The organism is Mycolicibacterium agri (genome assembly GCF_002553505.1).
Classification (GTDB): Bacteria; Actinomycetota; Actinomycetes; order Mycobacteriales; family Mycobacteriaceae; genus Mycobacterium; species Mycobacterium agri.
In genome coordinates, this window is record NZ_PDCP01000024.1 from 13,495 (window position 1) to 39,953 (window position 26,459).

A 26,459-nucleotide genomic window follows, 5' to 3' on the forward strand; every position below is an offset into this window, starting at 1 on the left:
AGGACCGTGCTCGCACTTCTGCTGCGCAAATTCCGTCTCGCGGCGCGTAGGTCGGTGCAGACCCTTGTGCGCCGCCCTCTACACCAGCTTGTCGAGCGTGATCGGCAGGTTGGTCACCCGTCGTCCCGTGGCGTTGAAGACAGCGTTGGCGATCGCGGCGGGCACTCCGACGATGACCAATTCGCCGATGCCTTTCACGCCGATCGGGTCAGCGATCAGATCCTCGCCCGGCAGGAACTCGGCGTCGAGCTCGGGCACGTCGGCGTTGATCGGTACCAGGTAGTCCGACATGTTGGCGTTGACGATCCGCCCGTCGCGGTGATCGAGATGAGTCGCCTCGAGCAACGCCGCCCCAATCCCCATCACCATGCCGCCGATGGCCTGGCTGCGCGCCAGCATCGGATTCACGATGCGACCGGCGTCATAGCTGGCAAACATCCGCCGGACCCGAACAGTGCCCAACGCCTCGTCGACAGCGACTTCGGCGAAAACGGCACCGAAGGCATGCATCGAAAACCGTTCGCCCGCAGCGTCAGGACTCCACTGCTGCTCGACCGAAAGCTCGTCGAGGCGCCGACGGCGCAGCAGCTCCTCGTACCGCTCACCGCGCGCAGGATCGCTGCGCGCCCGCATGCGGCCGTCGACGACGTCTACCTCTGTGGGCGCCAACCCGTGCAACGGCGATCCCGGATCAGTGACGGCCATACGCACAATCCGATCGCGCAACATCGTGCCGGCATTGTGGATCGAAGAGCCGGCGCTGGCCATTGTCCGAGATCCCGTCTGAGCCGGTGCAACGGGTAATGCACTATCGCCCAATGTGAATCGCACTCGATGCAGGGCCACGCCGAGCGCGTCGGCCCCGATCTGACTCATCGCCGTATACGTGCCCGGGCCGATATCGCTTGCTCCGCAGAAGATCTCGACGGCACCATCGGAACGGATACGGGCTGATGCGGCACATGGGCTGACGAGAGTGACGAAGCTCGCCGCCGACATGCCCAGACCGATGAGCTGGCCGCCCTCTCGTACAGAACGGGGCACGGCGTTACGCCGCGACCAACCGAAGGCCGTTGCACCGGACCGCAAGCACTCGGTGAGCCGCCGGCTGGAAAACGGGATGCCATTCTCCTGATCCTGTGTCGGCTCGTTGCGCAGCCGCAGCTCGATCGGGTCCATTCCGAGCCTGTGCGCGAGGTCGTCCATCGCCGACTCCAGCGCGAAGTTCCCTGACAGGTGTCCCGGGCCGCGCATCTGATTGCCCGGGTTGACGTCGAGCTGGACCGTCCGCAGCGCCGAGCGCATGTTCGGTGCCTGGTACATGTAGCTCGCTGAGCCGCTGACATTTTCGACGTACGGGCGGTACCGGGACACCTCGACGGTGCCTTCGTGCACGATGGCGGCGATGCGGCCCGACCGGTCGGAGCCGATCGCCAGCCGCTGCCGGTTCCGCGGCCGGTACCCGGTCACGGCGTAGAGCTGCCGCCGCGTCAACATCAACTTGACCGGCCGCCGGACGCGGCGCGCCGCATGGGCCGCGATCAGCTGATGCGGCCACACCTGGCCTGCGTTACCGAAGGCGCCGCCGACGAACGGCGATATCACTCGCACGTTTTCGGGCGGGATACCGAGACCGTCGGCGTACTGCTGGCGGGCACCGCTGACGGATTGCACTTTGTCCCACACCGTCAGCCGGTCGCCCTCCCACCGCGCCGCCGTCGCGCTGATCTCCATCGGATTGTGGTTGTTGCGCTCCATCGAATAGCGCAGATCGGTCACGACGGCGGAGTTGCGCAGTGCTCGGTCGGCGTCTCCTCGCGAGTAATCACGACTGGGACTGGGTGTCTGCGCCGTGACGTCGCGGGAATCGATGTCGGTCAGCTGTGGCTGCGTCGAGTATCGCACTGACACAAGGGAAGCACCGTGCATCGCGGCTTCCAACGTGGTCGCGACGACGACGGCCACCGCCTGGCCGAACGCTGCCACCTGCTTGGGGTCGTATGGCAGTGTAAGCCCGTCGAAGTCGGTGATGACGTCGACAACCTCCGGTATCCGGCGCGCCGCGTCGGTGTCGACGGCGTCGACCGCACCGCGCGCCACCGTGGCGGCGACGATGGACGCGAACAGTACGTCGCGAACGTCGGCGTCAGCCGCGTAACGCGCCTGCCCGGTGACTTTCAGGCGGCCATCCACCCGGGGCACCGCCCGCCCGGCTACCGCCGGTGACGCCAGCGGGGCCGTCATCGGACAACACCTGCAATCGTCTCGACCTGACGGGCGACGGTGCGTTTGAGCAAATCAACCTTGAATCCGTTCTCCGACAACGGTCGTGCGCCGTCAGATGCCACGTCGGCCGCCGCGCGGATGACGTCAGGAGTCGCCGGCCGTCCCGCCAGCGCGCGCTCGACCGCGGGTAGGCGCCACGGGACCGTGCCCACGCCGCCCGCGGCCACCTGCGCCGACCAGATCGTCGGCCCCTGCATGTCGAGTATCACCGCCACCGAGCAGATCGCGAACTCGTAGGAGGCGCGGTCGCGCACCTTCAGGTACCCCGAGCGACGTGCACTCGGCGTCGCCGGAACCTCGACGGCGACGATCAACTGACCCGGCTCGAGATTGTGCTCACGCTCGGGAGTCAACCCAGGCATGCGGTAGAAGTCGGCCAGCCGAATTGTGCTTTCGCCATCAGCTTTTCGCAGGACTATCCGAGCGTCGAGCGCCGCGAGAGCGACTGCAAGATCGGACGGGTGGGTGGCCACGCAGCGATCGCTGGTGCCCAGAATGGCGTGGGTGCGGTTGCGCCCGCCGATGGCCGGGCAGCCGCTGCCTGGCTCGCGACGGTTGCACGCCGCCGTGACGTCGCGAAAGTACAGACACCGAGGCCGCTGCATCAGATTGCCGCCGATGGAGGCCATATTTCGCAATTGCGCAGAAGCGCTCAGGTTCAACGCCTCTGCGATCACCGGATACTCGGTCCGGACCACTGGGTGTGCGGCCAGCTCAGACATTCGCACCAGCGCTCCGATGCGCAGCCTGTCCGGCCGTGCGTCGATGTCGCGGTACGGCAGATCGTTGATGTCGATGATGGACTCGGGCCGCTCGACCGTTTCCCGCATCAGGTCGATCAGGGTAGTGCCGCCGGCGATAAAGCGACCACCCGAGCTAGCAGCATCCAGCGCCTACCGTTCGTCGGCGGCCTTCATGTACGAGAACGGGTACACGAATCACTCCCCCCGCTGCGCGACCGCGGCCACCGCATCCACGATGTTGACGTAGGCGCCGCACCGGCAGATGTTGCCGCTCATCGCTTCTCGAATCTCTTCCGGTGTGCCGGCGCGGCCCTCACGGATGCACGCCACCCCGGACATGATCTGGCCGGGCGTGCAATAGCCGCATTGCATGGCGTCGTGGTCGATGAACGCCTGCTGCAACGGATGCAGCCGCCCGTTCTGTTCCAGACCCTCGATCGTCGTGATCTCCGCACCGTCGTGCATGACCGCGAGGGTCAGACACGACACCACACGCTCTCCGTTGAGATGGATGGTGCACGCACCACATGCGCCTTGGTCGCAGCCCTTCTTGGTCCCGGTAAGGCCGACTCGTTCACGCAGCATGTCCAACAGCGACGTGCGGTTGTCGACTTCAATGTCGCGGTCCTCGCCGTTGATGCGCATCCGAACCGTCGTCGACGACTGCGGCTCCGTGTCACGGTCTTCGGTTGAGCAGCTGGTCATCAGTGGCAGCGCCCCGATGGCTCCGCCGACGGTCATCGAAGCGCCGATGAACGTCCGCCTTCGTATCTGCCACACGTCATGAAGAGCTCCCGTGGTGGCGCTGCCCTGCGTTTCGTTCGTCGTCACGTGGGATCCTCCGAGCGTCGATGGTGGCGCACAAGGCAACACTAAGTAGGCAGCTGCGGGTTCTCTCGAAGCTCATAGGAAACACATACGAAGTTGGCAGCCGGCGAGACCGGGTTGCGGCGCGCATACCGCAATGGGCAGATTGGAGGTCGGCGCCAACCGAAAGGACCCAGCGATGAGTTCAGTCAGCCCCGACGCGATCCGGGCCGAAACCGTCACCATCACCGGCCACAACGGCGACGAGATCGAGGCGTACCGGGCCATCCCACTCGCGCCCGGCTCACGCGGCGGCGTGGTCTGGATCCACCACATGCCCGGCTATGACCGCGAGACAAAGGAATTCGTCCGCCGCCTGGCCGTCGACGGGTACCAGGCCATCGTGCCCAACCTCTATTCGCGCGAAGCGCCGGGCGCCGACCCGGACGACGCCGCTGCGACTGCGCGCGCTGCCGGTGGTGTCCCCGATGAGCGATTGGTCGGCGACGTCGCCGGGGCGGCCGACTACCTGCGCGGTCTTGACGAGGCCAACGGGAAGATCGGCGTCATCGGCCACTGCTCAGGCGGGCGACAGGCATTTCTCGCCGCCTGCTCCTTGCAACTCGACGCGGCGGTCGACTGCTACGGCGCCTTCGTGGTCGAGGACCCGCCCGAGGGAATGCCGCCGACCATGCGCCCGATCCTCGGGCTGGCGCCCAACCTCAGTTGCCCGCTGCTCGGGCTGTTCGGCGACGACGACCGCTACCCATCGCCGGAATCGGTGGCCACGCTCGACGCCGAACTCACTCGACTGGGCAAGGACCACACGTTCATCTCCTACCCGAATGCCGGCCATTCGTTCTTCTCCGTCGACCGGCCCGCCTACCGCGTCGAGGCAGCCATCGACGGCTGGCGGCGGATCAACGAGTTCTTCGACACACACCTGAAAGGCTGAGCCCGCATGTGCACGTATCTCACCGAGAAGATCGACGTCGACGGCAGCGGCAAGGGCGCCAAGGGGTGGTTCCCGGTCAGCGAGGCGACCGTCTACGTCGATCACCCCGTCCACGCGCCCTACGGCCACACGCTCAACATCGACATGCTCAATCCAGCGCTCGGACCGTCCGCGCGCGTGGCGCTGGAGCTGACCGAAGAGTCGGCGTTGGCACTCGCCGACGCCATTCACCGCGCACTCGACTCGGCCCCCGCCGGTCTCGCCTCCAAGGACCAGTAGCCACTATCGTTTCAGGATCGATACCACCGCGACGGCTGCGGTCGGGCGGCAACCGCCCGGCCCACGGGCGATTGCGCCGCTTCGCCCGGTCGTCGCAGCGGCGTGCGGCGTCGGCTACCTGCTCGCCGGAGAATGGTTGATACGGCGTCTTTTCGCGGCCTACGGTCCGGTGGTGTCCATCCCGTTGCCGGGCATCCCCGTGGTCCTCATCAAGGACCCGAAAATGGTCAAGCAGGTGTTCACCGAGAAGCCCGACATCCTTCTCGGCGGCCGCGGAGTCCGTCCGTCAGCACTCATCTACGGCACGGGTTCGATGTTCGTCCAAGAAGAACCCGAACACCTTCGACGGCGAAAGCTGCTGACGCCGCCGCTTCACGGCAAGGCACTCGAAAACTACCGGCCGATCATCGAAGAGAGCACCCGCGCTGCGCTCGCCTCCTGGCCAACGGGCGAACCCTTCAAGATGCTCACCGCGGCACGCGACCTCGCGCTCGACGTGATCGTGCGCATCATGTTCGGCGTTGACGACCGCGACGAACGCCGGCGACTCGGCCGTCCCTTCGAGACGTTGTTGAACCTCGGCTCCTCTGAGCAACTCATCCTGCGCGTCGCCCTGCACTCGGTGGGCGGCCTGAAGCGCTGGCCCAAGCTGGACCGCGCCAACCGGGCAATCGACGAGGTACTCGCCCCGATGATTGCCGCTCGCCGGCAAGACCCCGGCCTCACCGACCGCACCGACATCATGTCGCTGTTGCTCACCGCCCGCGGCGAAGAGGGAGAGCACCTGACCGACAAGGAGATTCGCGACGACCTCGTCACATTAGTGTTGGCCGGGCACGAGACAACCGCTACGACGCTCGCCTGGATGGTCGACCTCTTGCTGCACCATCCCGACATCCTGGCCAAGGTTCAAGCCGAAGCCGATGACGGCGGCTCAACCACCTACACCGAGGCCGTCATCAACGAAACACTCCGCATCCGGCCGCCCTCCCCATTCACCGGCCGCTACACGGCTCGCGATTATCAACTCGGTGGCTATACCGTGCCTTCCGGCACCCGCATCGTCCCCCATATCGGCGAGGTGAACCTCGACCCCGAGACCTACGACCACCCGCACGATTTCCGCCCGCAGAGGTTCCTCGGTGTCAGCCCGCCCACATACGCCTGGATCCCGTTCGGCGGTGGAATCAAGCGGTGCCTCGGCGCCAGCTTCAGCGTCCTGGAACTGACAGTTGCCCTCGAAACCATGCTGCGCTCGGGCCATTTCGAGCCCGTGCACCCCAATCAAGACCGGCAGGTACGGCGTGGGATTGTGTTGCTGCCCCACCGCGGGGTTTCTGTCCGCTACTGGCGTGACCGCTGAGGCCCATTACACGGCGACAGCGGCTTCGACGGCCTCGATGCGCGCCGGCACATGCTTATGCCACGGCGTGCCGGCGTAGGGGTCGCGCCACTCCGTCGACGTGAGCGCATTGGGTGCCACACCGGGCACCACGGTCCGGCCATCCTCGTCGACGAAGTCAACGCCGAAGCCGTTCGGCAGCGACGCGTGGCCGGGCAGCATCGCCTCGCTGATCTCCACGGTCGCCTCCGCGCTGCCCGCGGCGGTGGTGATGCGCGCACGGGCACCGTCGACCAGACCCAGCGCCTGCGCATCTTCGACGCTGACGCGCAACGCCCCGTCGGTGTCCCGTTTACGCCAACTCGGGTCGCGCAGGATGTCGTTGGCGGTGTAGGCGCGCCGCTCACCCGCCGACAGCACGATCGGGAACTCCGGCGTCGTCAAGGAAGGCGGTGCCGCCGCCAATCTTCGTATCTCGTCGATCATTTCGGGGATTTCCAACGCGATCTTGCGGTCTGCGTGGGAGATCAACGCGAAATCGTCCTCGTACTCGTGCACGGTGAACGTAACACCCGACCGGCTGGACAGGATCGCTTCGAAGAGCGCGTTGCCGTCGGCGTGGCCCGCCCGGCGCACCGCCTCCGGATAGGTCATCGCCGTCTTCTGCGCCAGCCCCCACAGCGCGGCCGCACCCTTCAACCCCTCCGGCAGCGTCGGCCCCAGCGTCTCGTAGAGAACGAACGGCAGCACCCGCGACATCGCTGGATTCACGCCGACCGCTGCTAAGAACGCCTGTGCGTAGGCTTCCAAACCCTGTGCGGCCGCTTCCCGCAACGGCGCCAGATCGGCGTCATCGACCACGCCGAGCGCCCGCACCAGCCGCGCCCATATCTCCGGTTCGGGCAGCGTGCCAGGCAACGGCTCCATCAACGGGTGACGCAGATGGAAGCTGTTGTGCGGGAATTCGAGGTTGAAGAACGTGGCTTCCGGCTTCTCGAACTGGCTGGCTGCGGGCAGCACATAGTGTGCAAGGCGCGCCGTCTCCGTCATCGCCACATCGATGACGACCATCAGCTCCAGCGACTGGAACGCCTCGCGGCACGCGGCCGAGTTCGCCAGCGAATGCGCGGGGTTGCTGCTTTCGACGATCATCGCCCGGAACCGGTCTGGATGATCGGTCAGGATCTCCTGCGGCACAACGTTCGACGGGACCAGCCCGGAAATCACCGGCGCGCCGGTGACCGGTGACTTCCCGACGCCGCCGAATGTGAACAGCGGTGCGAACGACGAATGCAGATGCTGGCCGCCCTTCTTGGCGAAGTTCCCGGTCAGAATCCACAGCATCTTGTTCAAGTACGAGCACAGCGTGCTGTTCGGCGCCTGCTGGACCCCCAGATCCTCGAACACCGCGACGCTGCCCGCAGCGGCGATGCGCCGGACCGCAACCCGAATCAGTTCCTCGTCGACGCCGCAGCGCTGCGCGTACTCACCGACCGGCACCTGGCGCAGCACCTCGCGCACCGCGTCGGCTCCGTTCACGTGATCGGCGAGAAACGCCTCGCTGCACAGGTTCTCCTGCACCAACACCGCGGCCATCGCCGCCAGACACCACGCATCCGTGCCGGGCCGCACCCGCAAATGGATGTCGGCCATCTTCGCGGTGTCGGTCACCACCGGGTCGATAACGATCATCGTCCGCGCGGGGTCTCTGGCGATCTCGTTCAGCACCGTGCGGGCGCGCGGGAAGCTCTGCGACATCCACGGGTTCTTCCCGATGAACACCGCCACCTCGGCGTGCTCGAATTCGCCGCGGGTGTGCCCGCCGTACAGGTGCGCATCGATCCACGCCTCGCCGGTTTTCTCCTGCGCCAACGCATTCGAGCGATAGCGGGCGCCGATCGCCTTGAGAAAGGCACCCGAATACGCGCCGCCGAGATGGTTCCCCTGGCCACCGCCGCCGTAGTAGAAGACCTTGTCGCCACCGTAGGTGTCACGAATGCGCTTGAAGCCCTCCGCGATCTCGGTGATCGCAGTGTCCCAGTCGACTTCCTCGTAGCTGCCGTCGGCGCGCCTGCGCATGGGCGCCGTCAGTCTGGCGGGGTTGTTCTGATAGTGGTCCAGCCGCAACGCCTTGTTGCAGGTGTAACCCTTCGACGCCGGATGCTGTTTGTCGCCACGGATTTTCGCCAATGTGCGACCGTCGAGTTGCACGACGATGCCGCAGTTGCATTCGCAGAGGATGCAGGCGGTCGGCTGCCAGTCAGTGGGCATCAGGGCTTCCTTTCGGAGATTTCGGCCTGCAGCAACTCGCGCAGTTGGCGTTGAACGAGATCGAGCGGTTTCACATCGCGGGTGGCGCGGGAGACGATGATGGCGCCCTCCAGCGACGTCATCACCAACATCGCCATTTCCTCGGCGCGGGACTCGCTTACGCCCTCGGCGACCAGACGCTGGCCGATCAGCGACGTCCAGGACGAGAACGCCGCCGCGGCGCGCTCGATGAGTTTCGTCGTGCGATCGGGACTGTCCGGGTCGCCGGCTTCGACCGTGACCGCGACGACCGGGCAGCCCGCGCGATAGTCGCTGCGGATCAACTCCTCGCGGTAGTGCGCCACCAAGTCGTCGAGCAGTCGCATCGCGTTCGGCGCGGCGGCGATCTTGCCCGCGACGTACTGCCCCGCGAAGTCGATTGCCTCTTCGAGCAGCTGCCCGCGGCCGCCGGGGAAATAGTGGTAGGCCGATCCGCGCGGCGCGCCGCTGTGCTTCAACACATCGGAGATGGCGGTCGCGTGGGCGCCGCGTTCACGGATCAACAGGGCGGCGGAGACGACCATCCGGTCGCGTGGGGTGCTGACCACGTTATATATGATGGCATACATAACGCTGGATGCCTAGAGCAGCCCGCCGAAATCGACAAAATGGCGCGATCTACTCGCACAAATACGCCCATATGTCGGTTTGGGCGTAATGAGGTCAGCGGTTCAGCCACCAGATTCGGGTGGAGAGCACGGTCGCGAACGCGCACCACAGCGGGTAGAGCGCCAGCGGCGCGGCACGCCCGGAGCGAGTCTCGACCGCCCGCCGCGTCAAATCGACACTGCTCGCCGTCAGCGCCGCAGCGCCGACCGCCGCCGCACCGGGCTTGCGCCACTTGAAGAACAGCCACGACCACATGCCGTTCAGCACCAGGTTCACCGCCAGCGCCGCCTGGTACGCGCGGGCGTCATCATCGCGCTGCCGCTCCTGGAGATGATCGATCGTGGACGCGGACACCGCCGCGATGTCGGCGTACAGGATCGGCCAGACGATCGGAAACGCCTGCGGCGGCGGCTGAAAAGACGGCTTGCGCAGCTTGGCATACCAAACCGAATCCGAGGACCGGCTCGCGACGCCGCCCACCGCCGCGGTGACGAGGACTGCCGCTGCCGACTTGGCAAGTGTTCCAGGACGCATTGCTCCTACATAGCCGGGCCGGGCGGGACGCAAACGCCAGCCACGTCACACCCGCGATGTCACAAATCGGCGGGCTGCATACGTCTCGTGGACAGCAAGCCATACCAGCCATCAACCAACGGGAAAGGACGAAGCCAATGACCGAGATCCTCATTTTGGGCGCCGGCTACACCGGCATGGCCGCAACCATGGCTTTGACCGGCCGGCTGAAGGGCCGCGACGACGTCCACATCACCCTGGTCAACCCGCAGACCCGGTTCACCGAACGCCTGCGCCTGCACCAGGTCGCCGCCGGCGAGCAACTGGCCGACCTGCAGATCCCGGACCAGCTCGCCGGAACCGGCGTGCAGTTCGTGCAGGGCTGGGTGACCGCCGTCAACGCCGACGACCAGACGGTGCGCGTCGACGACCAACACGTGTTGGGCTACGACATCCTCGTCTACGCGCTGGGCAGCGTCGCCGACACCGACACGGTCCCGGGCGTCGACGAATTCGCCTACACGCTCAACACCGAGCAGGACGCCACCGCGTTGGCCGGGCAGTTGGATCGGATCGGCACCGGCACCGTCGTGGTGGCCGGCGGCGGTCTGACCGGCATCGAGTCGGCGGCTGAAATCGCCGAGCAGCATCCCGGTATCGACGTCGTGCTGCTGAGCCGCGATGAGCCCGGGTCGATGATGAGCCCGAAGGCGCGGGCCAGGCTGCACGCGGGCCTGCACCGCCTCGGCGTCGCCGTCCGCTCCGGTGTCGACATCGTCAAAGTGATGTCCGACGGGGTGGCACTCGCCGACGGCGAGGTGGTTTCGGCGCAGGCGGTGCTGTGGACCACCGGCGTCCGCGTGTCGCCGATGGCGGCTGCCGCAGGCCTGCAGGTCGACGACCGCGGCCGCATCCTCACCGACGAAGCCTTGCGATCGGTCTCGCACCCGAATGTCTACGCCGTCGGCGATGCGGCGGCGATCCGCCAGCGCTACGGCGTCATTCACGGGACATGCCAGAGCGGCATCCCCACCGCCGTTCACGCAGCCACGTCGATCGTGCGGCAGCTCAACGGCAAACAGCCCAAGCCGTTCCGCTTCGGTTATGTGCACCAGCCTGTCAGCCTGGGCCGCCGCGACGCCGTCATTCAGTTCACCCACCCCGACGACCGTCCGAAGCGGTGGTTCCTGGCCGGTCGGCTGGCGGCGGCGTACAAAGAGACCGTGAGCTCGAGCCCGTGGACCACCTATCGGCTGATCAGGACGATCCCGTCGATCGGGCTGATGGCGTGGCGGCGTGGAGGAGGCTCCACGCGGTGAACACCGACGAACAGACGTTTTCCGAGCATCGAAAGTTGTTGTTCGCCATCGCTTATCGCCTGCTCGGCTCGGCGGCAGACGCCGAAGACGTCGTCCAGGACGCCTGGCTGAAATGGTCTGAGGCTGACCGCAGCCAGGTGTCCGACGCGAAGGCCTACCTCGCCCGGATCGTGTCGAACCTGGCGATGGATCGGCTCCGGTCCACCCAACGGCAACGGGAAACCTATGTCGGGCCGTGGCTGCCGGAGCCGATCCTCACCGAGCCGGACGCCGCCGAGGACGCCGCGGTGGCCGAGTCGGTGTCGATGGCCATGCTGGTGGTGCTGGAGACGTTGAGCCCGCTGGAACGCGCCGTGTTCGTGCTCAAGGACGTGTTCGACTTCTCCTACGCCGAGATCGCCGAGGCCGTGGACCGTTCGGAGGCGGCGGTGCGCCAGGCCCTGCACCGGGCCCGCAACCACATTCAGGCGCGCCGGCCGCGGTTCGGCACCGACCGAAACACCAAGCGCGCGGTCACCGAACGGTTCTTCGCAGCCACGACGGGCGGCGACATCAACCAGCTGATGGAATTGCTGGCCCCCGACGTGACGCTGTGGACCGACGGCGGCGGAAAGGTCCGCCAGGCGATGCGGCCGATCATCGGCGCCGAGAAGGTCATCCGCTGGCTGGCAGGCACGGCGAGCCGGCCGTACGAGGGTGTCGAAATCAGCGACATGACACCCGAACTCGTCGACATCAACGGCGCGCCGGGCATTCTGATCCGCGGCGGCGGCCGGATCCTGTCCACCCTGACCGTGGACCTCGACGAGGACGGCCGCATCGTCACCATCCACAACGTGGCCAATCCCGACAAGCTGCGCGCGATCGCGGACGGCGTCGTCGGCAGCTGAGTTACCGTGGCCTGATGGCGACACCATGGCGGCTGCGCACAGGCGGCGTCGACGACCTCGATCTCCTCGAACCGTTGTGGGTCGCGGTGCATCAGCGCCATCGCGAGGCCATGCCCGAGTTGGCGCCCTACGTCAGCGACGCCGAGACATGGCGCGCCCGCAGGGCACTCTACGAGCAGCTGATCGCCAGCCCCGACACGCTGTTGCTGATCGCATTCGTCGGCGAGAATGCCGTCGGCTACGGCCTGACGCATGTGCTGCCCGTGGCGGGCTCATGGATCGAGGACACCTGGGTCACGGGCGACCGGGTCGGCGAGATCGAGTCGCTCAGCGTGCTGCCCGAATACCGCGGAAGCGGGCTTGGCTCAGAGCTTCTCGACCGACTGGAGCGACACCTACACGAGCGCGGCGTGAATGATTTCATCCTTGGCGCGCTGTCGGGCAACTCCGACGCACTCCGGCTCTATCAACGTCGCGGCTATCAGCCCACGTGGCTCTACTTGTCCAAGTTCGCCGGACGACCGCGCAACAGCCGGTAGCCACCGTAAAGCACCGCTGCGACAAGGAAGTTGACGAAGTAGGCGACGTCGGCGCCGTGCCACGCCGCGGCGATCGGCCCGGTGAACAGCGAGGTGTTCATGAACGGCACCGCGGCTCCGTAGGCCAATACGAACGCGACCACGGCCGCGATCGCGTCGCTGCCGTCGGTGTGCTCCTCTGCCGGGTTGACCGTCGCTCGCCCGCGGGCGCGGAACCGCCAGTCGATGACAACCACCGCAACGAACGCCGGAATCCAATAGCTCACCAGCAACAGCACATGCTCGAACCGTGACGCGGTATCCCCCGCGTGCAGCCAGAGGATCAGCGCGAACGCGATCGCCGTGACCACCAGGGCCGAGAACGGCCTGCGCACCCGCACCCCGATGGTCTGCAGCGCCAGCGAGCCGCTGTAGTCGTTCATGATGCCGGAGCCGATCGACGCCAGCGCGATGACGAGCAACGCCAAAGCGCCGATCACGCCGCCGCCCATCACCGACCGCACCCCTTCGGCGGTCTGCTCCGACACCACGTCACCGGCCGCGATGCCGATGCCTTGAACGAAGATGTAGGCCAACACGATTCCGGCGAAGGTGTAGCCGAACACCTGCAGGCGTGGCGAGTCCGCGGGCAGATAGCGGCTGAAGTCGGCGGCATAGCTGGCCCACGAGATCGCCAGGCTGAACCCGATGGTCACCTCGAGGATGAACGCACCCACCAGGTCGGGCCCGTGCACGGTCGCCGGTGTGATGACCTCGTGGCCGGCGACCAGTTTCACCGCGAACACCACGAACGTGACGAACAGCACCACCGTCAGCACCGCCTGGATGCGGTGGATCATTTCGTAGCCGAAGAACCCGACCACGCCCTGCACGCCCAGCACGATCAGCACCGCGCCCCAGAATGGGATGCCCAGCAGCACGGCGAGGGCTTCGCCGCCGAACAGGCCTACCAACGCATCCCATGCGATCGACGAAAGCCATTGCAGCGCACCGGGAAGCACGACCCCGCCGCCGAAAGCCATCCGCGAATTCGGCAGCTGGGCCGTTCCGGTGCGGGGACCCCACGTGGACAGGTATGCCACCACCAGCGACCCCAGCACGGTGCCGATCAGCATCGCGAGCATGCCCAACCAGAACCCGAGGCCCAGCGCGATCGCGAGGGCACCGGTGAACACGCCGGTCAGCGTCACCTGCGGCGCGAACCACACGGTGAACAGCCGGCGCGGGCTGCCGTAGCGCTGGTCTTCGCGCACCGGCGCGATGCCGTGCGTCTCGACCGACAGATCGCCGGTGCCCGACGGCGTGTGTCCGGTGAAGGTCGCTGCGGTGAGCGCGCTGCCGGAACGGTTCCCTTGCGTCATGGCGTCCATTCGATCATGACCAGGTCAATCGGCCGACAGAGCCTCGCTGTCCTTTGCTCGGGCGGTGCGCCCGTCGGACAGCACCGCCATCACCTCGGCGCGGGCCTCCTCGATGTGGGCCGCCATGGCCGCGGCGGCCGCGTCGGGGTCGCGCCTGGTGATCGCGTCGATCACCGAGCCGTGCCCGCGGATCGACGACTCGTAGATCACCGCGAAGTCGTAGTGCTCCAGCCGTGCCGAAACCGCCGCGCGCACGTCCTCGACGACCTGGCTGAGCATGCTGTTGGCGCTGATGCGCGCGACGGCGAGATGGAACTCGGAGTCGGCGCGCCGGAACGAGTGCACGTCGCTGCTCGACTCCAACGCCGACTGGCATTCCTTGAGCCGCTGGATGTCTGAGGCGGCCACGCGTTCGGCTGCCAACCGCGCCGCCATCGTTTCGACGGCAAGACGCAGCTCGAAGGCCTCGGTGATCTTCCTGTCGTACTCACTGGGGTCCTGCCAATCGGTCAGCGAGGGCGATACGGTCGTGCCGCTGCTGCCGCGCTTCGTGACGAGCAGCCCCTCCCCCTGCAGGACCCGTAACGCCTCGCGGACAGTCACCCGTGAGACACCCATTTCCTCGGCCAGCGCCCGCTCGGCGGGCAGCCGATCGCCGGGCAGCAACACCCCCAACGCCATGGCGCGCCGGATCCGATCGACCACCGCGGCATAGGCAGGCGGCGTATCGAGCGGCCTCAGCAGAAACTCGTCCGGCATCTCTTGAAGGCTACCGCGCTTGGCTCTATTGTCCACTGGTATGAAAGGCAGACCATGGCTTTAGGCGCGTCCATCGGCCCCTTCACCAACCACCTCCCGGTGCGCATCACGTTCGGTGAAGGAACCGCTCTCCGCCTTCCCGAAATCGTCTCCGGCGCCGGGGCTTCCACGGTCCTGCTGCTCACCGACGAGAGCGCCGAGGCCTACAACCCGGCGGTGGCACGAGTGCTGGAGGTGCTGCGCGAATCCGGGCTGACTGTCAGCCGGATGGAAAAGCCGGCCGGTGAACCGACCATCGACATGGTCGACGCCGCGACGTCACGCATGCGCGCCGAACGCACCGACGCGGTGATCGCGCTCGGCGGCGGATCGGTGATCGACACCGCGAAGGCCGCGCGGCTCTGCCATCAGCTCGGCACGACCTTCACCGAGTTTCTCGCCGGCGAACGGGTCTACCCGGCCCCGTCGGTTCCGTTGCTCGCGGTGCCGACCACGGCGGGCACGGGCTCGGAGGTTTCCGGTGGTTCGGTGGTCTCCGATCCCCGCGCCGGACGGAAGGCCGGAATCGCGCATCCCAACCTGCGGCCGCAGTACGCCCTGGTCGATCCGGAGTTGACGTTGAGCATGCCGCCCACGATGACGGCAAATACCGGAATCGACGCTCTCGCACAGGCCATCGCCGCTACGATCGCCAAGGTTCGCACGCCGATCGGCGACGCGATCGCCCTGGAAGCCGTCCACCTGATGGGGAATTCACTGCTTGCCGCATACCGCGACGGCAACGACGCCGTTGCGCGGTCGAACATGTCCTGCGGCAGCATGATGGCCGGGCTGGCGATGAACATTTCGGACTGTTCCGCCGAGCACTCGCTTGGCCAGGCCATCGGCGGACTGACCGGTGCGGCGCACGGCCTCACGATCGGCCTCGTGTTCGCCGAAACGCTGGAACGCGAACGGCGCTTCGTGGCAGGCCAACTCGAGCGCGTCGCCGATGCGTGGGGCCTGCCCGACGATGGCAGCGGGGACGGTTCACGGCTGGTGACTGCCGTCCGCTCGCTGCTCGCCGATCTGCAGTTCCCGGTGCTGAGCGATCTCGGGCTGACCGCCGACGACCTCGACCGGCTCACCGACCTGGCGTTGGCCGACTACTTCATCACGATGTCGCCCGAGCCGTGGACCCGCACCGAGGTGCGCGACGCGTTCGCCACCGCCCTGTCCCTGCACGACCGACAACTCACCACCGCATCGGGTTAGGAATCGATTGACCAGCCAGCAACTTTCCCGCCAACGCGCCGACGACCGCGTCGACGTGGTGATCGTCGGCGCCGGCTTCGCCGGGCTGTACATGCTGCACCGGATTCGCGGGCTCGGCATGACCGCGCGCGTGCTGGAACGCGGCGACGACGTCGGCGGCACGTGGTACTGGAACCGCTACCCCGGCGCCCGCTGCGACATCGAAAGCATCGACTACTCCTACTCGTTCGACGAAAGCCTGACGCGGGAGTGGCGGTGGACAGAGCGCTACGCGACCCAACCCGAGATCCTGGCCTACCTGCAACATGCCGCCGACCGCTTCGATCTACGCAGGGACATCACGTTCAACACGACGGTGCTGACCGCCGACTGGGACGACGCCGCCAACGCATGGACGCTGCGCTGCGACACCGGCGACACTGTGCGCGCCACTTACTGCGTGATGGCCACCGGATGCCTGTCGGTGGTCAAGCAACCGGACTTCCCCGGCCTGAGCGACTTCGCCGGCGAGTGGTACCACACCGGGCGGTGGCCGCACCAGCCGGTCGATTTCACCGACAAGTCGGTCGCGGTGATCGGCACGGGTTCCTCCGGCATTCAGGTGATCCCACGCATCGCCGCTGTCGCGCGCCAGTTGTATGTCCTGCAGCGCACCCCCAACTACAGCATGCCCGCGCAGAACCGCCCGCTCGACGAGGTCGAACTCGAAGCGGCGATCGCGACCTTCGCCGAGCGCCGCAAGATCTGTGAGTACTCCGACGCCGGTGTGCCGCACCCGCCTCCGACGCAGTCGACGTTCGAGGTGTCGCCCGATGAGCGGCGCGCCCGCTTCGAGGAAGGCTGGCAGCGCGGCGGAATCAACGCGCTGTCCGCTGCGTTCACCGATTTCTTCACGAACGAGGCCGCCAACAAGGAAGCCCAAGACTTCGCGCGCGCCAAGATCCGCCAGATCGTGCGCGACCCGCACACCGCCGAACTGCTGTGTCCCAATCACCACATCGGCACCAAGCGCACCTGTGTGGACATCGGCTACTTCGAGACCTACAACCGCGACAACGTCGAACTCATCGACGTGCGCGCACATCCCATCAGCCGGATCACGCGCACCGGAATCCAGCTGTCCGACCGGCATCTGGACGTCGACGGCATCGTGTTCGCCATCGGATACGACGCCATCACCGGCGCGCTCGCCGACATCGACATCCGCGGCACCGGCGGCCGCCTGCTGCGCGACTACTGGGCCAACGGGCCCCGCACGCTGCTTGGCCTGCAGATCGCAGGCTTCCCCAACCTGTTCACGATCACCGGTCCCGGCAGCCCGTCGGTGTTGAGCAACATGGTCGTGTCCATCGAACAGCACGTGGACTGGATCTCCGACTGCCTTCGCCATCTCCGCGAATCCGGGTTCAACCGCATCGAAGCGTCACCCGAGGCCGAGCAGCGGTGGATGGAGCACGTCGCCGAGCTCGCCGCCGAAACTCTCTACCCCCAGGCGAATTCGTGGTACGTCGGCGCAAACATTCCCGGCAAGCCACGAGTGCTCATGCCGTACGTGGCGGGCTGCGGCCAGTACCGGCACGAATGCGAGCAGGTCGTCAAGAACGGTTACGACGGATTCATCCTCGGCGCCGGTCCGATCACGGTCAGCGAAGGGGCGCGCACATGACGGTGAACACCTCACCAGCCGAAGTCGCCGAGCACTTGAAGGCCGACGGGATCTCCACCGTCGTGGTGGGCGGCTGCGACACCCATGGCGTCATGCGCGGCAAGCGAATTCCGATCGGGCAGCTCCCGACGGTGCTCGACCATGGCCTGCCGATCTGTGACGTGTTCTGGGTGATGCATGTCGATGAGTCGGACCTGGTGACGCGACCCGACAACTACAGCGGCTACTTCCCCACCGAAACCCAGGGTTACCCGGACATCCACGCCGTCCCCGACATCGACAGCGTCCGGATCATCCCGTGGCATCCGAACACCGCGCTGATGCTGTGCGACTGGGAACTGCCTGATGGCCGTGGGCCCGTTCCGATTTCGCCCCGCAGTGTGCTTCGTCAGGTCGTCGCCCGCGCCCGCGAGATGGGCTACGAACCGATGAGCTCACTGGAGTTGGAGTTCTACCTGCTGCGCGAAAAAGCCGGGACGGCGCACCACAAGCGACCCGATGAACTCGTTCCGCTGCAGGATGTGCCGAGCACCTACGGCGTGGTGATGGGCTCGCTGCAGGAAGACATCGGCTCGATCATCCGCTCGCAGATGCTCGAGTTCGGTCTTCCGATCGAGGCGTGCAATCCCGAAACCGGCCCGGGACAGTTCGAGATCACGCTGCGCTACGGGCCCAGCCTGCCGTCCACCGACAACGCGTTTCTTTTCAAGTCGGGCGTCAAAGAGATTGCCGCGCAGAACGATCTGCTGGCCACGTTCATGGCTAAACCCACGACCAGTTGGGCGGGCAACAGCTGCCACGTACACATCAGCCTGCGCGACGAGCAGGACCGCGGCGTCTTCCACGACCCCACCGCACCCGAGGAACTGTCCACCACCATGCGGCATTTCGCCGGCGGAGTGCTGAGCACGATGCGGGAATTCACCGCGTTGATGGCGCCGACGCCCAATTCCTATCGCCGGTTCGTGCCGTACTCGTGGGCAGGCACGACGGCCACCTGGGGTATCGACAACCGATCGGTCGGCCTGCGCGCCATCCGCGAGGGCGAGCACGGCACCCGCCTCGAGCATCGCCAGCCCGGTGGCGACGCCAACCCGTATCTGGCCACCGCCGCAACCCTCGCCGGAGGCCTGCACGGTCTGCTCAACAAGATCGACCCCGGTGAGCTCAACCAGGGCGACGTCTACAGCCAGCCAACCGACGAATTGCCCATGCTGCCAACGACCCTCGCCGAGGCGGTCGACCTGCTGGAAGCGAGCGAGGCGGCACGCGAATGGTTCGGCGACGACTTCGTCGACCACTACGTCCACATGAAGCGCGCCGAGGTGAAGGCCCAATCACTCGCGGTGACGGATTGGGAAGTGGCGCGGTATTTGGAGGCGATGTAGCTCTACCAGGCGCTACATGGGTGTGGAAAGGATCGGGTGTGCTATGTCGGATACCAATGAGATCGGCACGCATGGTGAGTTCGCCACTGCGCCTCATGGTGAGGTCAGTCCGGCGCAGGTGAGCTCCGAGCCCACCCTGCGCCGCGGCGCGATCGACTGGAAACAGGTCGCCATCTTATCGGTGGCCGGTTGCGGCCCGGCCTCGGTGATCGCACTGAACCTGCAATTCATGGGCCAGTTCGCCGGCGCAGCACTGGTCTTGGCGTTCGTACTGGTCTGGCCGGGAATCCTGTTGCTGGTCAACACCTTCGCCGAATTCTCCAAGAAACTGCCCACCTCCGGCGGGCTGTACACATGGAACTCCAAAGCCTGGGGCCCCAACGTCGGATTCGTCTACGGCTGGATGTTCATCGGCGCCTACCTGGTCTTCTCAGCAGCCGGCTTCGCCGTCTTCGGCGGCTGGGTCGAAGAATGGCTGCACACCCAATTCGACATCTCGGTACCGTGGTGGATCTTCACCTTCCTGGCCCTGACCTACGTCAGTACCCTGGCCTACCTGGGCATCAGCCAATCACTGCACGCCGCACTGGGTCTGCTCGCCTTCGAAATCGTCGTACTGCTGGTACTGGCGGCCTGGATCTTCATCTCCGGCCCGCAAACCGGCGGCAGCTTCGGCACCGCACCATTTGAAGTCTCCTCGGCCGGATCGCTGGCCCTGGGCGGGGTCGGACTGGCCATGACCTACGGCGTGCTCTCCCACGTCGGCATCGAAGAAGGCGCCACCCTAGGCCTAGAAGTCAAAGAACCCAAACGCCAAATCCCCCGCGGACTCTGGGTCGCCGCCGTCGCCGTGCCCGCCTTCTACATCCTGGTCTCCTACGCCATGGTCTACGGCTACGGCATCGACAAAATGACCGAATTCGGCGAAGACCCCGCACCACTGCAAACCATCGCCAACTCCTACTGGGGCCAATTCGGCCTAGCCATCGTCGTACTGGCCACCCTCAGCAGCATCCTGGCCTTCAGCCAAACCGCATTCCTGGCCGGCGCCCGCGTGCTCTACACCCTCGGCCGCGAACGCGTCCTGCCCCAACGCCTCGGCGTGGTCTCCTCACGCCAAACCCCCGGCATCGCCATCGCAGTCATGGCCGCCATCTCCATGGCACTGGGCGTCCCACTGGCCTTCCTTGTCGGACCCTTCAACGTCTGGGGCTACTTCGGATTCCTCATCTCCATCGCATTCCTGGTGTCCTACATCTGCACCAACTTCGGCCTGATCCGATACATGCGACGCATCGGCGAATTCAAATGGTTCCGCCACGGCGTCCTAGGCCTCATCGGCTCCATCGTCTTCCTCTACCCCCTCTACAAAACCGTCTGGCCACTACAAACCGGCATCTACGGCGCCCTACCCTTCATCTACATCGCCTGGATCATCCTCGGCATCGCCCTACTGATCTACACCCTGCGCAAACGACCCGAAGTCATGCAACGCATCGGCACATCACTCGCCGACACCGACGACCCACACACCAAACACCACTAGATTCGACGAGGTGAGCGCCACACATACGGCGGACGGTCGGCCACGGGCGCGGGCACTCGGCATTGCCCCGCCCGGGCGGCCGGGACCGCACAACGCGATCACCGACGTCGACGGCGTCGAAGTCGGGGTGGTCACCTTGATCGAAGGCGACGGTCCGCTCGTCGTGGGCAAGGGCCCCGTGCGCACCGGCGTCACGGCGATCCTGCCGCGCGGGCGTGACGGTGTCGGGCAGCCGTGCGCCGCGGGGTGGTACTCGCTCAACGGCAACGGGGAGATGACGGGCACCACCTGGATCGAGGAGGCCGGTTCGTTCAATCTGCCTGTGGTGCTGTCGAATACGCACGCGGTGGGTGACTGTCACACCGGTGTCATCCGCTGGGTCAACCGCGTCAACCCGTATCTGGCGCGCCAATGGCTGCTGCCGGTGTGCGCAGAGACCTGGGACGGGTACCTCAACGACATCAACGGCGGCCACGTGCGCCCCGAGCATGTCGAAGCGGCGCTCGACACCGCTGCGCCGGGCCCGGTCGCGGAGGGTTCCGTCGGCGGCGGAACGGGCATGAACTGCTACGAGTTCAAGGGCGGCAACGGCACCGCGTCGCGGTTGGTCGAGTACGGCGAGACGACCTTCACCGTCGCGGCGTTCGTTCAGGCCAACTTCGGCTCGCGGGCCGAATTGACGGTCGCCGGAAGACATGTCGGTCCGCACCTGCTCGACGACAACCCTCTGGACAGCGACTGGTTCGAAAAAGACCTCGGCATCACACCGCCGCCGGGCGCGGGCTCCGTCATCGCCATCGTCGCCACCGATGCGCCACTTCTGCCCGGCCAGTGCAAGGCGTTGGCCAGACGCGTGCCGCTGGGATTGGCCCGCACCGGAACCGCGGGCAGCCATTTCTCCGGTGACATCTTTCTGGCGTTCTCCACCGCCGAGGTGCCCGGACTCGCGAGCGCCTTTCCGATCGGCCCTGTCGGCGCCGACGAGTTCGGCACCATCTCCTTCGTGCCGTGGGGCCGGATGGACGACCTCTACACCGCCGTCGTGCAGTCGGTCGAGGAGGCGGTGCTCAACGCGCTCGTCGTCAACGACGACATGGTCGGCCGCGACGGGCACCGCTCGCCGCGGTTACCCCATGAGCGGTTGATGGCGCTTTTGAACGGGAAGACATAATCGGAACGGAAGCGAAGATGAGCTAACGATCGGAGTGTGCGTGGTCAGGGCCGAAGAGACCGAGGCGACCACCCGTACCCGTGAGCCCCTTCGCCGCCCCCGCGCTCTCGTCGCCGGGCTCAGCGTCGTCGTGCTGACCGTCGCGATCCTGCAGACCGCGGTCGTGCCGGTGCTGGCCATCATCGCCGACCAACTCAACGAATCCACCGTCGCGACGAGCTGGGCCGTGACGGCCAACCTGCTTGCGGCCGCGGCCGCAACCCCGTTGATCGGCAGGCTGGCCGACCTGCACAGCAAGAAGCGGGTGCTGCTGGTGGTGCTCGCCGTGGTGCTGGCCGGCTCGCTGCTGGTGGTGCTCGCCGTGGTGCTGGCCGGCTCGCTGCTGGCCGCCACGACGTCGTCGCTGGCGCTGCTCGTCGTGGGCCGGGTGCTGCAGGCCGCCTCGTTCGCGCTCTATCCCGTGGGCATCGCGATCCTGCGTGAGGAGCTGACCGAAGACCGCATGGTGTCGGCGATGACCGTGCTGTCGGGGACGTTGGGCTTCGGCGGCGGCGCCGGGCTCGTGGTTGTCGGGCTGCTGGTCAATCACGACGCCAACTACCACCGCGTGTTCTGGCTCACCACCGCGTTCACGGTGGCGGTGATCGCCATCGTCGTGCTGGTCGTGCCGTCGCGGCCGCGCAGCGCGTCCGGCACCATCGACTGGCTCGGCGCGGCAGGCCTGGCCGCCGGGCTGTCTGCCGTTCTGCTCGCGGTGACCCAAGGCAACACGTGGGGCTGGGCGTCGGTCCGCACCCTGGCGTGCGCGGTGTGCGGTGTCGCCGTCCTGGTCGGCTGGTGGCTGTGGGAGCGGCGGGCGCGTCAGCCGTTGGTGTCGACGCAGATGCTGAGCCGTCGCCCGATCCTGCTCACCAACCTGGCCACCATCTTCGTGGGCATGGGCCTGTACTTCGCGTTCCTGGGTTTGACGCTGTTCGTCCAGATCCCGCGGGAGGCGGCGGGATACGGCTTCGGCGCCACCGTGCTCGAGGCCAGCGTCGTCTACCTGCTGCCGGGCGCCCTCGCCGGTTTCGTCGTCGCGCTGGTCAGCGGCCGGTTCATCGACCGCTTCGGCGCCCGGCCGGTGCTTGTCGCCGCGGCCGCCGCCGGCATCAGCGGCTTTCTGCTCACCGCCCTGGCGCATACCGCGCCGTGGCAGGTCGTGGTGGCCAGCATCCTGGCCAACGCCTACATCGCGCTGGGCTACGGCGCCCTGCCCGCGCTGGTGGTCAGCGAGGTGAGCGCGGGTGAGACCGGCGTGGCCACGAGCATGAACGCAATCGCCCGCACCATCGGCAGCTCCGCCGCGGCCGCGCTCGTCGCGGTTCTGCTGGGCCGCACGATCGACGGCTCGACCGTGCCGCAGGAGAGCAGCTTCGTCGCCATCTTCCTGGGCGGCGCGGTGACCGCAGCACTGGCGCTGGTGCTCATCGCGCTGTCCCGGGTGCGCGCCGGCGCTATCGAAACCGTCGAGGCGCGCTACGAATCTCGCGCCATGAATCACGAATGGGGTTGAGGGCTACCGCAACCGGCTACCGCAGCGCGGCGAGGTTGGCCACCGACTTGCGGACCTCCGACCGCAACACCTTTGCCACCAGGGTGCCGATGCCGGTGCTGAGCAGACCGCCCGACAGGTCGGCGTGCACCGCGAACTTCGACCCGGGAGCGTCGTCTTGCACTTCGATGCGCAGCGAGATCCGGACGCCGCCGCGGCCCGTGCCCTTCATTTCGATCAGCGTCGGCTCCTGGTAGCCGGTGACGCGCCAGTGGATGATGTTGCGAAAGCCCTTGACCTTGATGCACGACGCGACCTGGGCGCCTTCCTCGATCCGCGCGGGCACCTCGCTGCGCCAGCCGCCGAAGATCGTCAGCCACTCGTCGAAGCGGTGCAGATCGGAAGCCAGCTTCCAGGCTTGCTGCGGAGCAAGGTCGGTGGCCACCGCCACATCAATTGTTGCCATGATGTTCACCTACCCCCGCGGGCCCGCCAGCGAAACTAAACTGACAGGCCTCACGCAGGGACCGCACCACCGCAGGCTGCGATCAGTCGGCGGACGATCAGGTACGGGCCGAACCGCGAAATCTGTCCCCGATTCGGCGTGCGCGCGAGCGATTCCATTGCAAAAATGAAAAATCGTTGCGGAATCGCTTGCGAAGGTCGACGAAATCCGCGATTGTTTACCCGAACGCTACGGGGGCTTTAGGGAGGTCTTGCCCTGACCGGAACACATACCACCGCCGCCAATCAAGCGACGGGACGAGACGGGACCCCGCCCGCCAAGGGCACCCCGGTAATCGAGATCGACAACGTCACGAAGCGGTTCGCCGACTACGTGGCGGTCAAGGAAGCCGACTTCTCCATCGGGTCCGGCGAGTTCTTCTCAATGCTCGGCCCGTCGGGCTGCGGCAAGACGACCACGCTACGGATGATCGCCGGGTTCGAGACGCCGACCGAGGGCGCGATCCGACTGGAAGGCAAGGACGTCTCGCGCGTGCCACCGCACAAGCGCAACGTCAACACCGTCTTCCAGCACTACGCGCTGTTCCCGCATATGACGGTGTGGGACAACGTCGCCTACGGACCGCGCAGCCTGAAGAAGGACAAGGCCGAGGTCAAGCGGCGCGTCGACGAACTGCTCGAGATCGTGCGCCTGACCGACTTCGCACAGCGCAAACCCGCCCAGCTCTCCGGCGGCCAGCAACAGCGCGTGGCGTTGGCCCGCGCACTGGTGAACTATCCGAGCGCGCTGCTGCTCGACGAACCGCTCGGCGCGCTGGACCTCAAACTGCGTCAGGTCATGCAGTTCGAACTCAAACGCATTCAGCGCGAGGTCGGGATCACGTTCGTCTACGTGACCCACGACCAGGAGGAAGCGTTGACGATGAGCGACCGCATCGCGGTCATGAACGCCGGCAACGTTGACCAGATCGGCACCCCCACCGAGATCTACGACCGGCCCTCGACCGTGTTCGTCGCGAGCTTCATCGGCCAGGCCAACCTGTGGGCGGGCAAGCAGACGGGGCGGGCCGAGAACGGCTTCGTCCCCGTGCAGGTGTTGGGCAGCACCCTGAAGGCGCGGGCCGGCGACACCACGATCGAACCCGGCGGCCACGCCACGTTGATGATCCGCCCTGAGCGGGTCCGCGTCTCGATGGAGCCGCCGACCGGCGACGTCGCGGGAGTCCGCGCCACGGTGACCGACCTGACGTTCCAGGGTCCGGTCGTGCGGCTCTCGCTGGCCGCTCCCGATGATTCGGCGATCATCGCCCACGTCGGACCGGAGCAGAACCTGCCGTTGCTGCGCCCGGGCGACCAGGTGCACGTCAGCTGGTCACCGGAGGCGTCGCTGGTGCTTCCGGCAGCCGACATTCCGACGACCGAGGATCTCGAGGAGATGCTCGACGACTCCTGACGGCTCCCCCGTCAACGCCCCTCCCCCTTTTCGCCGGATCACGAAAGGCACAGTCGCCATGCCCCGAGAGATGTACACCGAGATCGATGCTCGGCTCGCCCGTCTTGTGGCCAACCGCACCTCGCGCCGACGATTCATCGGCGGCGGTGCGGCCGCCGCAGCCGCGGCAATCCTTGGTCCCTCGTTCCTCGCCGCCTGCGGGTCAGACAGTGGCGGCGGCGGAGAGTCACCCGCGGCATCGGCGCCGCCCGACGACGGCGCGCCCGCATCCGGCGAGCTTCGGGTTTCGAACTGGCCGTTGTACATGGCCGACGGTTTCGTTGCGGACTTCCAGAACGCGACCGGGCTCACCGTCGACTACAAGGAAGACTTCAACGACAACGAGCAGTGGTTCGCCAAGGTCAAGGAACCGCTGTCGCGCAAGCAGGACATCGGTGCCGACCTCGCGGTGCCGACCGAGTTCATGGCGGCCCGTATCAAGGGACTTGGCTGGCTCAACGAGATCCGCGAAGCCCGCGTGCCCAACAAGAAGAATCTGCGCCAGGATCTGCTCGACTCCAAGGTCGATCCCGGCCGCAAGGTGACCGCGCCGTACTTCACCGGCATGGTCGGGCTGGCCTATAACAAGGCCGCGACCGGTCGCGACATCAGGACCATCGACGACCTGTGGGATCCGGCGTTCAAGGGCCGGGTCAGCCTGCTGTCGGACACCCAGGACGGGCTCGGCATGATCATGCAGGCGCAGGGCAATTCGCCGGAGGATCCCACCCCCGAGGCCATTCAGCAGGCCGTCGACCTGGTCCGCGAGCAGAAGGACAAGGGACAGATCCGCAGGTTCACCGGCAACGACTACGCCGACGACTTGGCCGCGGGCAATATCGCCGTCGCACAGGCATATTCGGGCGATGTGATCCAGTTGCAGGCGGACAACCCCGATCTGCAGTTCGTCATTCCAGAGTCCGGCGGCGACTGGTTCATCGACACGATGGTGATCCCTTACACCACGAAGAATCAGGCCGCCGCCGAGGAGTGGATCAACTACGTCTACGACAAGCCCAACTACGCCAAGCTTGTTGCCTTTGTGCAGTTCGTGCCGGTGCTGGCGGACATGAACGAGGAACTCGACAAGGTCGACCCGAGTCTGTCGAAGAACCCGCTGATCGTGCCGACCGAGGAGGACGCCGCGAAGCTCAAGTCCTGGGCCCCGCTCACCGACGAGCAGACCCAGGAGTTCAACACCATGTACGCAGCGGTTACCGGTGGTTGATCG

At 66.6% G+C, this 26,459-nt stretch carries 23 protein-coding genes; 14 read left to right on the plus strand and 9 right to left on the minus strand.

The features are described 5' to 3' along the window. Positions 1-78: 78 nt before the first annotated feature. From CQY20_RS14885 to CQY20_RS14895, 3 genes are read right to left on the minus strand one after another with little or no spacing between them, the layout of a single operon-like run. Positions 79-2,244, minus strand: a complete 2,166-nt coding sequence (locus tag CQY20_RS14885) for a xanthine dehydrogenase family protein molybdopterin-binding subunit (RefSeq protein WP_097940856.1) — start codon at positions 2,242-2,244, stop codon at positions 79-81. Then, positions 2,241-3,176: an FAD binding domain-containing protein gene (locus CQY20_RS14890; protein WP_234816258.1), complete on the minus strand. Its 936-nt coding sequence runs from the start codon at positions 3,174-3,176 to the stop codon at positions 2,241-2,243. Before CQY20_RS14890 ends, CQY20_RS14885 begins: the two co-directional genes overlap by 4 nt. A gap of 48 nt (positions 3,177-3,224) precedes the next feature. Next, positions 3,225-3,860, minus strand: coding sequence for a (2Fe-2S)-binding protein (locus CQY20_RS14895; RefSeq protein WP_097940857.1), 636 nt, complete (start codon positions 3,858-3,860; stop codon positions 3,225-3,227). A gap of 175 nt (positions 3,861-4,035) precedes the next feature. On the opposite strand from CQY20_RS14895, the gene CQY20_RS14900 reads away from it, so the two are divergent. The 3 genes from CQY20_RS14900 (at position 4,036) to CQY20_RS14910 (ending at position 6,433) form a co-directional block, all read left to right on the plus strand. Next, positions 4,036-4,791, plus strand: coding sequence for a dienelactone hydrolase family protein (locus CQY20_RS14900; protein WP_097940917.1), 756 nt, complete (start codon positions 4,036-4,038; stop codon positions 4,789-4,791). Between the two features lie 6 nt (positions 4,792-4,797). Next, positions 4,798-5,070 carry a DUF6295 family protein gene (locus CQY20_RS14905; protein WP_097940858.1) on the plus strand — a complete coding sequence of 91 codons (273 nt, stop codon included), beginning with the start codon at positions 4,798-4,800 and terminating at the stop codon, positions 5,068-5,070. Positions 5,071-5,242: 172 nt separating this feature from the next. Beyond that, the gene (locus CQY20_RS14910; RefSeq protein WP_234816251.1) at positions 5,243-6,433 is read left to right on the plus strand and encodes a cytochrome P450; all 1,191 of its coding nucleotides are present in this window, start codon (positions 5,243-5,245) and stop codon (positions 6,431-6,433) included. Between the two features lie 6 nt (positions 6,434-6,439). Here the strand turns inward: CQY20_RS14910 and CQY20_RS14915 are convergent, their stop codons facing one another. The 3 genes from CQY20_RS14915 to CQY20_RS14925 all read right to left on the minus strand — a co-directional run bounded on the left by CQY20_RS14915 (position 6,440) and on the right by CQY20_RS14925 (position 9,865). Beyond that, positions 6,440-8,683 carry a molybdopterin-dependent oxidoreductase gene (locus tag CQY20_RS14915; protein WP_097940860.1) on the minus strand — a complete coding sequence of 748 codons (2,244 nt, stop codon included), beginning with the start codon at positions 8,681-8,683 and terminating at the stop codon, positions 6,440-6,442. Next, on the minus strand, positions 8,683-9,246 hold the full coding sequence (locus CQY20_RS14920) for a TetR/AcrR family transcriptional regulator (protein ID WP_097940918.1): 564 nt from the start codon (positions 9,244-9,246) through the stop codon (positions 8,683-8,685). The genes CQY20_RS14915 and CQY20_RS14920 overlap by 1 nt, the downstream gene beginning before the upstream one ends. Before the next feature lie 139 nt (positions 9,247-9,385). Beyond that, positions 9,386-9,865, minus strand: coding sequence for a TspO/MBR family protein (locus tag CQY20_RS14925; RefSeq protein ID WP_097940861.1), 480 nt, complete (start codon positions 9,863-9,865; stop codon positions 9,386-9,388). 137 nt (positions 9,866-10,002) lie between these two features. Here CQY20_RS14925 and CQY20_RS35490 point away from each other — a divergent pair, with 137 nt between their 5' ends. The 3 genes from CQY20_RS35490 to CQY20_RS14940 are packed head-to-tail and all read left to right on the plus strand — an operon-like array spanning position 10,003 to position 12,592. Continuing rightward, positions 10,003-11,163: an NAD(P)/FAD-dependent oxidoreductase gene (locus CQY20_RS35490; protein WP_097940862.1), complete on the plus strand. Its 1,161-nt coding sequence runs from the start codon at positions 10,003-10,005 to the stop codon at positions 11,161-11,163. Further along, positions 11,160-12,053: an RNA polymerase sigma-70 factor gene (locus tag CQY20_RS14935; RefSeq protein ID WP_097940919.1), complete on the plus strand. Its 894-nt coding sequence runs from the start codon at positions 11,160-11,162 to the stop codon at positions 12,051-12,053. Before CQY20_RS35490 ends, CQY20_RS14935 begins: the two co-directional genes overlap by 4 nt. Positions 12,054-12,067: 14 nt before the next feature. Then, positions 12,068-12,592: a GNAT family N-acetyltransferase gene (locus CQY20_RS14940; protein ID WP_097940863.1), complete on the plus strand. Its 525-nt coding sequence runs from the start codon at positions 12,068-12,070 to the stop codon at positions 12,590-12,592. On the opposite strand, the gene CQY20_RS14945 is transcribed toward CQY20_RS14940, so the two are convergent. Both CQY20_RS14945 and CQY20_RS14950 read right to left on the minus strand, forming a co-directional pair. Then, on the minus strand, positions 12,550-13,953 hold the full coding sequence (locus CQY20_RS14945) for a purine-cytosine permease family protein (RefSeq protein WP_097940920.1): 1,404 nt from the start codon (positions 13,951-13,953) through the stop codon (positions 12,550-12,552). The genes CQY20_RS14940 and CQY20_RS14945 overlap by 43 nt on opposite strands. Before the next feature lie 24 nt (positions 13,954-13,977). Then, complete coding sequence (locus tag CQY20_RS14950; protein WP_097940864.1) at positions 13,978-14,712, minus strand: FadR/GntR family transcriptional regulator; 735 nt, start codon at positions 14,710-14,712, stop codon at positions 13,978-13,980. A gap of 54 nt (positions 14,713-14,766) precedes the next feature. Here CQY20_RS14950 and CQY20_RS14955 point away from each other — a divergent pair, with 54 nt between their 5' ends. Genes CQY20_RS14955 through CQY20_RS14980 form a run of 6 tightly spaced genes read left to right on the plus strand, consistent with a single transcriptional unit; the run spans position 14,767 to position 23,292 of the window. Further along, complete coding sequence (locus CQY20_RS14955; RefSeq protein ID WP_097940865.1) at positions 14,767-15,966, plus strand: iron-containing alcohol dehydrogenase family protein; 1,200 nt, start codon at positions 14,767-14,769, stop codon at positions 15,964-15,966. Positions 15,967-15,973: 7 nt separating this feature from the next. Continuing rightward, a complete protein-coding gene (locus CQY20_RS14960) occupies positions 15,974-17,632 on the plus strand; it encodes a flavin-containing monooxygenase (RefSeq protein ID WP_272938815.1) in 1,659 nt (552 codons plus the stop codon). Continuing rightward, positions 17,629-19,020, plus strand: coding sequence for a glutamine synthetase family protein (locus CQY20_RS14965; protein ID WP_097940866.1), 1,392 nt, complete (start codon positions 17,629-17,631; stop codon positions 19,018-19,020). Before CQY20_RS14960 ends, CQY20_RS14965 begins: the two co-directional genes overlap by 4 nt. 43 nt (positions 19,021-19,063) lie before the next feature. Continuing rightward, a complete protein-coding gene (locus CQY20_RS14970) occupies positions 19,064-20,566 on the plus strand; it encodes an APC family permease (RefSeq protein WP_097940867.1) in 1,503 nt (500 codons plus the stop codon). Between the two features lie 10 nt (positions 20,567-20,576). Next, complete coding sequence (locus CQY20_RS14975) at positions 20,577-21,737, plus strand: DmpA family aminopeptidase (RefSeq protein WP_097940868.1); 1,161 nt, start codon at positions 20,577-20,579, stop codon at positions 21,735-21,737. Positions 21,738-21,777: 40 nt separating this feature from the next. Further along, positions 21,778-23,292 (plus strand): MFS transporter, encoded by a 1,515-nt coding sequence (locus CQY20_RS14980; RefSeq protein WP_097940922.1) that lies wholly within the window; start codon positions 21,778-21,780, stop codon positions 23,290-23,292. Positions 23,293-23,308: 16 nt separating this feature from the next. Here the strand turns inward: CQY20_RS14980 and CQY20_RS14985 are convergent, their stop codons facing one another. Beyond that, positions 23,309-23,737: a type II toxin-antitoxin system Rv0910 family toxin gene (locus CQY20_RS14985; RefSeq protein ID WP_097940923.1), complete on the minus strand. Its 429-nt coding sequence runs from the start codon at positions 23,735-23,737 to the stop codon at positions 23,309-23,311. A gap of 423 nt (positions 23,738-24,160) precedes the next feature. On the opposite strand from CQY20_RS14985, the gene CQY20_RS14990 reads away from it, so the two are divergent. Continuing rightward, positions 24,161-25,189 (plus strand): ABC transporter ATP-binding protein, encoded by a 1,029-nt coding sequence (locus tag CQY20_RS14990; protein ID WP_371871138.1) that lies wholly within the window; start codon positions 24,161-24,163, stop codon positions 25,187-25,189. 70 nt (positions 25,190-25,259) lie between these two features. Beyond that, positions 25,260-26,456 carry a polyamine ABC transporter substrate-binding protein gene (locus CQY20_RS14995; RefSeq protein ID WP_097940870.1) on the plus strand — a complete coding sequence of 399 codons (1,197 nt, stop codon included), beginning with the start codon at positions 25,260-25,262 and terminating at the stop codon, positions 26,454-26,456. Positions 26,457-26,459 lie beyond the last annotated feature (3 nt).